Here is an 8727-nt window from a genome sequence, read left to right as displayed (position 1 = left end):
CCCCGCACCAGCACCCGAAGGAACGAGATCCCCGTGACGACCACCGCCTCGCCCACCAGCTCCACGCCCCCACCGGCTCCCCGACGTCCCCGCACCCTGCGGACCGTCCTGCTCGTGGTCGGCTCCGTGCTGCTCGTCGCACTGCTCGCCGTCGTCGTGGTGCAGTCCGTCGCCGCCAGCGACCGGCAGGACCACTCGCGGACGAGTGCCGTCGACGAGTCCTTCGACCGCATCCGGATCGAGGCCGGGGCAACCGACGTCCGCGTCGAGCGGGTCGACGTGGACCGCACGGAGGTCGTCTTCGTCGCCGGTGACACACGACTCCGTGAGCGGCACGCGGTCCGCGACGGGGTGCTCGACCTCACGGTGTCCGGTCCGGCGTGGAGCATCGTCGACCTCTCCGTCGGGGTCCGGCAGGGCGCCCACCTGACCGTGCGGGTGCCGGAGGACGCCGCGGACGTCCCGGTCGAGGTCGACGCCACCGCCGGCGACGTGCTGCTCGCCGGCAGCTGGGGTGACGTCGCACTGACGAGCACCGCCGGTGACGTCACGCTCGACGGGCGGGCGGACGCCCTCGCCGTCGAGGCGACCTCGGGCGACGTGCAGCTCACCCTCGCTGCGGCGCCGCGGAGCATCACGGTCGAGACGACGTCGGGCGACCAGGTGGTCAGCCTGCCGGACGGCGACTACCGGATCACCGCCGAGGCCACCGTCGGCGACGTCGACAACGAGCTCGGTACCGACCCCGGTGCCGCGCAGCAGTACCGGTTCACGGCGGTGGCGGGCGACGTCGAGATCCAGCGCGGGACGGGCCGCTGACCGGTCGGCGGACGGACGGGAGGAGCGTGGCGGGGTCGCCACGCTCCTCCCGTCCGTCGCCACCGTCGTTCGCCGATCGGACAGCGTGTCCCTCGGACACCCGGGTCGTTCCGGGGTCTCCGGCGTAGCCAGGACCCTCACCGTCCGACCACGGGAGGAACCCACATGACCAAGGACGCGAACGCCGCCACGCAGGAGAAGCTCGGCGGGATCCTCGAGGCCCGCGACTGGGGTCGCATGCACGAGGCCTGGCACGAGGACGTCGTCGACCACGACCCCGCACCCGGGCAGGCGCCCGGACTCGCCGGCATCGTCGACTTCTGGACGGAGTTCACGACGGCGTTCCCCGACGTCACGCTCGAGGCCGACCCGCTGATCGTCACCGACGACTTCGTCACCGCGGTGTTCACGATCCACGGCACGCACACGGGTCCGTTCCAGGGGCACGAGCCGACCGGACGCTCGTTCACCGTCCGTGGCATCCAGGTGTCGAAGTTCGTCGACGGCAGGATCGCGGAGCGCTGGGGCTCGACGGACCAGCAGGGCATCGAGGAGCAGCTGCAGCTCGGCTCGTCCGACGTGCAGTTCGTCAGCAAGGGCTGACCGGGCCGCTCTGCCGGACGCCCCGGGTACGCTCGGGGCGTCCGGTACCAGCCGGGTCCGCCCTCGTCGAAAGGCACCCGTGCGTCTCCGAGCCCTCCTCGCCACCGTCCTCGTCGCAGCGCTCGCGCCCGTCCTGTTCGTCGCCGGGCCGGCATCGGCCCACGACGTGCTGGTCGCGTCCGACCCGGTGGCCGACGCGACGGTCGCGGGTGACCTGGACCGCATCACCCTGACCCTCTCCGAGCCGCCGCTCAGCGGCCTGCAGACCGGCATCGTGATCAGCGTCACCGACGCCCAGGACGCCGAGCACACGTCCGGCGAGGTCACGGTCGAGGGCAACACCATCGGCAAGGACCTCGACATCTCCGAAGCGGGGTCGTACTCGGTGCGGTGGCGGAGCGTCTCCGTCGACGGGCACCCGATCTCCGGCGAGTACCGGTTCGCGTCGAGCGGGCCGGCAGCGCTCGACTCCTCGACGACCTCGGGCATCGCGGAGACGCCGACCCCGACCGCTGCTGCGTCCTCCGCAGCGCCGACCGCGACGGCGACGGCGGACGCCGCGTCCGGCACCTCCGACGAGGTGTCGGCCACCCAGGCGGCCGCCGCCCCGGTCGACCACCGACACCACACGATCCTGCTGCTGATCGTCGCGCTGGTCGTCGTCGTGTTCGCGGGCGTCGTCGGCGTCCGCGCCCTGCTGGCCCGTCGGAACGGTGTCCCCGCCGCGGGACCGGACGTCGAGGACGGCACCGCCGGGCCCGACTCCGGCGAGCACGGCACGGTCGGACACGGCACGGACGAGGACGGCGCACGGCGGTGACCCGGCCGGCGCAGGTCCCGTCGGCCGACGCTGCCCGCGCGGCGCTCGCCGCCGCCGCCGGCCCCGGAGCCGCCCCGCTCGTGCCCGCGATGCCGAGCACGCCGGACCCCCGGGCGGCGGCCGTGCTCATGCTCTTCGGAGTGCTCGACCGCACCCCGAGCACGCGCCCCGCCGTCGCCGATGCCGTGCACCGTGACCTCGACGTCCTGCTGCTCGCCCGCGCCTCGACCCTCCGCTCGCACCCGGGCGAGATCGCGTTCCCCGGCGGTCGCATCGACCCGGACGACGTCGACGCGCCCGCTGCGGCTCTGCGGGAGGCCCGCGAGGAGACCGGGCTCGACCCGTCCGGTGTCGAGGTCCTCGGCGCACTGCCCGCCGTACCGCTCGCGCACTCGAACCACCTGGTGCGGCCCGTGCTCGGGTGGTGGCGCGAACCGACGCCCGTGCGGGTCGTCGACGAACGGGAGTCCGCCGCCGTCTTCCGGACGCCCGTGGCCGACCTGCTCGATCCGGCGAACCGCGGGGTGACCGTCCTCCGCCGCGGCGGCCGGGAGTGGCGGGGGCCGGCCTTCACGGTACGGTCGGACCAGGGCGTGCACACGCTCTGGGGGTTCACGGCGATGCTGCTCGACGCGCTCTTCGACCGGCTCGGCTGGACGGAGCCGTGGGACGCGGGGCACGAGCTCCCGCTCCCTGCGCACCGAAGGACCTGACCCCTGCTCTCCACCCTGCTCGTCGAGGTGCCGTGGCTCGCCTCCGGCGTCCTCGTCCCGGTGGTGTTCCTGGCCGGGCTGCGCACCAGCCGGCCGCTGCTGACGGCGGCTGCCGGCATCGGCCTGTCCGCCGGCATCGAGGCGGTGCAGGCGTTCGTGCTCGGCATCGGCCGGGCCTGCGACACGAGCGACCTGGTCACGAACGGCATCGGCGCGGTGATCGGCGGCCTGCTCGCGGCAGCGGCGCTCGGGCTCGTGCGACGCCGGGCCACGCGACGTCGCTGACCGGACGTCGTAGGGTCTGGGCATGACCGTCGTCGCCCTGGTGCTCGCCGCCCTCGCCGCGCTCCTGCACGTCTGGATCTTCGTGCTCGAGTCCGTCCTCTGGACCACCCCGCGTGCGCGGAACACCTTCGGCACCTCGGAGCAGGAGGCCGCCGCCACACGCTCGCTCGCGTTCAACCAGGGCTTCTACAACCTGTTCCTCGCCGTGCTCGTCCTGGTCGGCATCGTCGTCGTCGCGTCGGGCGGCACCGCCGTCGGCCTGACGCTCGTCGTCGCCGGCACCGGGAGCATGCTGGCCGCCGCGCTGGTGCTGTTCACGAGCGACGCGACGAAGCGCCGTGCCGCCACCACGCAGGGCGCGCTGCCGCTCCTCGCGCTGCTCCTGCTCGGGATCGCCGCGCTGGTCTGAGCGAGCGGTCGCGGCGCTGGTCTAGAGCAGCTCGGCGAGCATGGCCTCGACCCGGCGGCGGACCTCGTCGCGCACCGGGCGCACCTGGTCGATCGGCAGGCCGGCCGGGTCGGTGAGCGCCCAGTCCTCGTAGCGCTTGCCCGGGAAGACCGGGCACGCGTCCCCACAGCCCATCGTCACGACGACGTCCGCCTGGCGCACCGCGTCGGTGGTCAGGACGGCGGGCTGCTCCCCCGCGATGTCGATGCCCTCCTCGGCCATCGCCTGCACCGCGACGGCGTTGATGCGGTCGGCGGGCTCCGACCCGGCGGAGAAGACGTCGACACGGTCGCCGCCGAGGTGCCGGAGCCACCCGGCTGCCATCTGCGAGCGGCCGGCGTTGTGGACGCAGACGAACAGGACGGCGGGCTTCTGGTCGGGCACGGTGACTCCGGTATCGGTCGGGGACGGGTGCGGTCATCCTGCCGCACCGAGGTGAACGGACGGGCCCGGCTGCGGACGGGAGGCTCGTGGCGGGCCGACACCGTGCCTCCCGTCCGTCCCGTGGCGCGTCCAGATCGTGACCCACCCGAGCGGGTCGGTGCGGTAGCGTCCGCGGGGTGATCGTGTGGATCAACGGCACCCACGGAGCCGGCAAGACGACGACGGCCCGCCTGCTGCAGCCGATGCTGCCCGACGCTCACGTGCTGGACCCGGAGAAGATCGGCGAGGTCCTGATGGACGTCCGACCGGCGCTGCCCGACCACGGGGACTTCCAGCACTGGGCCCCGTGGCGCCCCCTCGTCGTCGAGACCGCGCGACGGGTGCTCGACCAGGTCGGCGGCACCCTCGTCATGCCGCAGACCGTGCTGGTCGAGGCCTACTGGCAGGAGATCGCCGACGGGTTCGCGCAGCACGGGATCCCGGTGCGGCACGTCGTCCTGCACGCCGACCAGGACACCCTGCGCCGACGGATCGAGGACGACGCCGTCGTCGGCTACTCGACCTTCCGGATGAGCCGCCTCGCCCCGTACGCCGAGGCGGCGGACGGCTGGCTGCACGACGCCGCCGAGGTCGTGTCGACCGTCGGACGCACGCCCGAGCAGGTCGCCCGCGCCATCGCGGACGGTCAGCCCGCGGCGGTCCCGGCGAGCCCGACCGCCGCGGGCTGACAGCGGGGACACCACCAGACGCGTCGGGGCGCGGAGCCGACCACCTCGACGTCGTCGCGGGCGCGCACCCGCGTGCCGCAGCGCAGGCACGGCCGACCGGCCCGCCCGACGACCCAGTGGCGCTCCCCACGACGGAGCACCCCCGTCGTCACCTGGTAGGCGTCCGGTGTCGTCGCCGAGTGGCGGAGCATCCGCTGCGCGGTGTCGAGCAGGGTCCCGACGTCGACCGTGCCGATCGGCCGGTCCGGGTGCAGCCCACGGACGAAGCCGAGCTCGTTCGCCCAGAGGTTGCCGAGCCCGGCCACGCGCCGCTGGTCGAGCAGGACCGTGCGCACGGGCAGGTCCGGGTCCGCCGTGCAGCGTCGGACGGCCTCGTCGCGGTCGAAGTCGTCGTGGAGCAGGTCCGGGCCGAGGTGTCCGATCGCCAGGTGGTCGTCGCGGGTGGGGAGCAGCTCGACCACGGGCAGCGCGATCCCCCACACCGTCCGCCCGTCGTCGAGGGCCATGCGCACCCGGGCGTCCTGCGCGGCGCGCACCGGCAGCCGCTTCCCCGCACCCGTCGTGGTCCACGAACCGGTCATCCGCATGTGCGTGTGCAGCGTGCTGCCGTCGTCGAACCGGGTCAGCAGGTGCTTGCCGTGCGTGGCGTGGGCGACGATGCGCCGGCCGCCGAGCGGGGTGCCGGCGTCGGCGCCGCCGCGGAGCTCGCCGCGGGTGACCAGGGCCCCGTCGACGGCACGGAGTCGAGCTGCCAGGCGGTGGACGGAGTCACCCTCGGGCATGTCCTCACGCTAGGCGGGGCCACCGACAGCGTCGGCGTTCCTCAGGCCGCGGCGGCGTGCTCCCGCAGTGCCGGGCAGTGCTCGGGCGTCGGGTGCTCGGTGATCGCGATGACCTCGTCGAGCCGGTCGCGGGCGGCCTCGAGCTCCGTGAGCTGTGCGGTGATCCGGTCGCGCTCGGCGACCAGCAGCGCGAAGGACTCCGGCGTCGCCACCCCCGCGTCGACGCACGGCAGCAGCTGCACGATGGTCCGGCTCGGGAGTCCGGCGGCGAAGAGCTGCTGCACGAGCTGCACCCGTTCGACGGACGCCGCCGCGTAGGACCGCTGGCCACCCGCGGTCCGCTCCGCGCTGAGCAACCCCTGCTCCTCGTAGTACCGCAGCGAGCGCACGCTCGCACCCGTCGCCGCAGCGAGGTCACCGATCCGCACGTCGTCTCCGATCCACACTTGCACCTGACACCGATGTGAGGTCCTACCGTAGCCGAGCCGCAGCGGGAAGGACCCGCCAGGCAGGAGGACACCATGGACATCGCCGGATCCGTCGCACTCGTCACCGGGTCGAACCGGGGCATCGGCCGCCGCTTCGTCACCCAGCTGCTCGAGCGCGGCGCGTCGAAGGTCTACGCGAGCGCTCGCCGCCCCGAGCTCGTCGACATCGACGGCGTCGAGGTGCTGCCGCTCGACATCACCGACGAGACGTCGGTCGCCGCTGCGGCTGCCGCCGCGCAGGACGTCACGCTGCTCGTCAACAACGCCGGGATCGCCGGGACCGGCTCGCTCCTGCGCGACGACCTCGCCGACGCGCACCGGCTGCTCGACACCCACCTCTGGGGCACCCTGTCGATGCTGCGGGCCTTCGCACCGGTCATCGAGCGCAACGGTGGTGGCGCGGTGGTCAACGTGCTCTCCGCGCTCTCCTGGTTCGCGTACCCGGGGTCAGGTGCCTACGGGGTGGCGAAGGCCGCGGAGTGGAACATGACGAACGCGGTCCGGCTCGAGCTGCGCGACGCCGGGATCACGGTCCAGGGGCTGCACCTCGGCGCGGCCGACACCGACATGATGGCCGGGTACGACGGCCACATGACCGACCCGGCCGACGTCGCACGCGCGTCGCTCGACGGGGTCGAGCAGGGGCTCGCGGAGGTCGTCGTCGACGAGTGGAGCGCGATGGTCAAGGCGTCGCTCCAGCAGACGCCGGACGTGCTCGCGGCGCAGCTCGGCTGACGGCAGGACGGACGGGAGGCGCGGTGCCAGCCGGCACCGCGCCTCCCGTCCGTCACCGGGTCGCGTCAGGAGCCTGGGCGCTCCTCCGGGCGGTCGGCGGACGTGTCCGCCGGCGCCGGGTCGAGGGTCGCGTCGATGCCGGGGTCCGGCGAGACGGTCTGCGTGTGCACCGGGAAGGCGTCCGGCGAGGTGCTGACCTCGCCGACGGCCGACGCGGAACGCCCACGGCCGCCGCGGATCCGGCGCACCAGGTCCCAGGGGCGACCGGACTGCCGCTGCTCCGGTGCGTCGACCTCGAGACCGTAGTACGCGCCGACGTGCTCGAGCAGGACCTCGCGCTCCGCCTTGTCGTACGCCCGGCGTTCCCGGTTGAAGGCGATCACGGTGGACCAGCAGACCATGAGCAGCACGACGCTGAACGGGAGTGCCGTGGTGATCGCCGCGGTCTTCAACGCGTTCAGCCCGCCGGTCAGCAGCAGCGCGACGGCGAGCAGGGCGGCGACGACCGCGAAGAAGACGCGGAGCCAGTTCTTCGGCTCGATGTCACCGCCCGAGGCGATCATCGCCATGACGAGCGACCCCGAGTCCGAGGACGTCACGAAGAACACACCGATGAGCAGGATCGCGCCGAACGTCAGCACGACGCCCGCGGGCAGGTCGGCGAGCAGCGTGAAGAGCGACCCCTCGACGTCGACGGAGCCGTCCGCGCCGACGAGGCCGCCGGTACCGTCGGTCTCCTGGTGGATCGCGGCACCGCCGAGGACGGCGAACCAGAGGAAGGTGAGGGCGGTCGGCACGAGCAGCACGCCGAAGACGAACTCACGGACGGTGCGACCGCGCGAGATCCGGGCGATGAAGATGCCCACGAAGGGGGCCCACGACATCCACCAGCCCCAGTAGAACGTGGTCCAGGCGCCCTGCCACTCCTCGCCCGCGGCGCCCTGCTGCGCGGTGACGTTGAAGGACAGGCCCACCACGTTCTGCAGGTAGGCACCGATCGACTGGACGAAGTCGCGGAGCAGGAACTGCGTGGGGCCGACGATCAGGATGAAGAGCAGCAGTGCCGCCGCGAGGATGAGGTTGAAGTTCGAGAGGATCTTCATGCCCTTGGTCACACCGGTGACCAGGGAGACGATCGTCACGGCGGTGATGACCGCGATGATGGCGATCTGGCTGACGGTGCTGCTCTCGGCGAGGCCCGCGCTCTCGAGGCCGGCACCGATCTGGATGACACCGAGGCCGAGCGAGGTCGCGACACCGAACAGCGTGCCGATCAGGGCGATCACGTCGATGAGGTTGCCCCACCCGCCGCGCACGCGGTTGCCGAGCAGTGGTTCGAGGGCCCAGCGGATCGAGACCGGGCGGCCCCTGCGGTGGATCGCGTACGCCAGGGCGAGGCCGAGGACGACGTAGATGGCCCAGGCGTGCAGGCCCCAGTGCAGGAAGGTCTGGGTCATCGCCTGCTGGGCGAGCTGGTTCTCGGTGCCCGTGACACCGGGCCGGGGCGAGGCGAAGTGACTGAGCGGCTCGGAGACACCGTAGAAGACGAGGCCGATGCCCATGCCCGCAGCGAAGAGCAGGGCGAACCACGAGCCGGTGGAGAACTCGGGTTCGTCCTGGTCCTTGCCGAGCTTGATGTCGCCGTACCTCGAGAAGCCGACGAACAGGGAGAACCCGACGAAGAACGCCGCGATGAGCACGTAGTACCAGCTGAAGTTGCGGACGATCCCGCTCTGCAGTGCGGTGAACACGGCCTCGGCGGACGACGGCGCGATGAGGGTCCAGGCGACGAAGCCGAGCACGATCACGGCGGCCGGCCAGAAGACCCAACGAGCGAGCTGGGGGGTGGTGCGGACCGGCTCACCGGGCCGGAGTTGATCGGATGCGGTTGCGGGTGGTCTGGTGGTGGCCATCCGTCCATG

At 73.0% G+C, this 8727-nt stretch carries 12 protein-coding genes; 8 read left to right on the top strand and 4 right to left on the bottom strand.

Going from position 1 to position 8727, the window contains the following annotated elements; translation table 11 throughout:
* From M3677_RS16485 to M3677_RS16460, 6 genes are all read left to right on the top strand, one after another.
* Positions 1-819: DUF4097 family beta strand repeat-containing protein (locus M3677_RS16485; protein WP_251161081.1), on the top strand; the 819-nt coding region annotated here is incomplete at its 5' end.
* A 165-nt stretch (positions 820-984) separates the two neighbouring features.
* On the top strand, positions 985-1422 hold the full coding sequence (locus tag M3677_RS16480; protein WP_066657448.1) for an ester cyclase: 438 nt from the start codon (positions 985-987) through the stop codon (positions 1420-1422).
* Positions 1423-1501: 79 nt separating this feature from the next.
* Positions 1502-2242 (top strand): copper resistance CopC family protein, encoded by a 741-nt coding sequence (locus M3677_RS16475; RefSeq protein WP_251161080.1) that lies wholly within the window; start codon positions 1502-1504, stop codon positions 2240-2242.
* Between the two features lie 89 nt (positions 2243-2331).
* Entirely contained in the window at positions 2332-2955 is a 624-nt protein-coding gene (locus M3677_RS16470; protein WP_251161083.1) for a CoA pyrophosphatase, read from the top strand.
* 27 nt (positions 2956-2982) lie between these two features.
* Entirely contained in the window at positions 2983-3240 is a 258-nt protein-coding gene (locus M3677_RS16465; RefSeq protein ID WP_251155619.1) for a VanZ family protein, read from the top strand.
* Between the two features lie 22 nt (positions 3241-3262).
* Positions 3263-3649 (top strand): DUF1304 domain-containing protein, encoded by a 387-nt coding sequence (locus M3677_RS16460; RefSeq protein ID WP_209684815.1) that lies wholly within the window; start codon positions 3263-3265, stop codon positions 3647-3649.
* Positions 3650-3670: 21 nt separating this feature from the next.
* On the opposite strand, the gene M3677_RS16455 is transcribed toward M3677_RS16460, so the two are convergent.
* On the bottom strand, positions 3671-4072 hold the full coding sequence (locus M3677_RS16455; protein WP_308201987.1) for an arsenate reductase ArsC: 402 nt from the start codon (positions 4070-4072) through the stop codon (positions 3671-3673).
* Positions 4073-4248: 176 nt separating this feature from the next.
* Between M3677_RS16455 and M3677_RS16450 the strand changes: the two genes are divergently transcribed.
* Positions 4249-4800, top strand: a complete 552-nt coding sequence (locus M3677_RS16450; RefSeq protein WP_251161079.1) for an AAA family ATPase — start codon at positions 4249-4251, stop codon at positions 4798-4800.
* Here the strand turns inward: M3677_RS16450 and M3677_RS16445 are convergent.
* Positions 4758-5582, bottom strand: a complete 825-nt coding sequence (locus tag M3677_RS16445; RefSeq protein WP_251161078.1) for a DNA-formamidopyrimidine glycosylase family protein — start codon at positions 5580-5582, stop codon at positions 4758-4760. The two genes, M3677_RS16450 and M3677_RS16445, sit on opposite strands and share 43 nt — an antisense overlap.
* Positions 5583-5623: 41 nt before the next feature.
* The gene (locus tag M3677_RS16440; RefSeq protein ID WP_251161077.1) at positions 5624-6010 is read right to left on the bottom strand and encodes a MerR family transcriptional regulator; all 387 of its coding nucleotides are present in this window, start codon (positions 6008-6010) and stop codon (positions 5624-5626) included.
* Positions 6011-6103: 93 nt separating this feature from the next.
* Between M3677_RS16440 and M3677_RS16435 the strand changes: the two genes are divergently transcribed.
* Positions 6104-6805, top strand: coding sequence for an SDR family oxidoreductase (locus M3677_RS16435; protein WP_066657422.1), 702 nt, complete (start codon positions 6104-6106; stop codon positions 6803-6805).
* Positions 6806-6870: 65 nt separating this feature from the next.
* Here M3677_RS16435 and M3677_RS16430 read toward each other — a convergent pair whose 3' ends face one another.
* Positions 6871-8718, bottom strand: a complete 1848-nt coding sequence (locus M3677_RS16430) for a BCCT family transporter (protein WP_209684820.1) — start codon at positions 8716-8718, stop codon at positions 6871-6873.
* Between the last annotated feature and the right edge of the window lie 9 nt (positions 8719-8727).

Source organism: Curtobacterium sp. P97 (assembly GCF_023712445.1).
Taxonomy (GTDB): domain Bacteria; phylum Actinomycetota; class Actinomycetes; order Actinomycetales; family Microbacteriaceae; genus Curtobacterium.
Note: the sequence above shows the minus strand (reverse complement) of the source record. Positions and strands in the feature narration are given on the sequence as shown.

Excerpts from the sequence above, each read along its gene's own strand:
- M3677_RS16480 (WP_066657448.1), top strand. The coding sequence starts at position 985 with ATGACCAAGGACGCGAACGCCGCCACGCAGGAGAAGCTCGGCGGGATC.
- M3677_RS16460 (WP_209684815.1), top strand. The coding sequence starts at position 3,263 with ATGACCGTCGTCGCCCTGGTGCTCGCCGCCCTCGCCGCGCTCCTGCAC.
- M3677_RS16435 (WP_066657422.1), top strand. The coding sequence starts at position 6,104 with ATGGACATCGCCGGATCCGTCGCACTCGTCACCGGGTCGAACCGGGGC.
- M3677_RS16445 (WP_251161078.1), bottom strand. The coding sequence starts at position 5,582 with ATGCCCGAGGGTGACTCCGTCCACCGCCTGGCAGCTCGACTCCGTGCC.
- M3677_RS16470 (WP_251161083.1), top strand. The coding sequence starts at position 2,332 with ATGCCGAGCACGCCGGACCCCCGGGCGGCGGCCGTGCTCATGCTCTTC.
- M3677_RS16430 (WP_209684820.1), bottom strand. The coding sequence starts at position 8,718 with ATGGCCACCACCAGACCACCCGCAACCGCATCCGATCAACTCCGGCCC.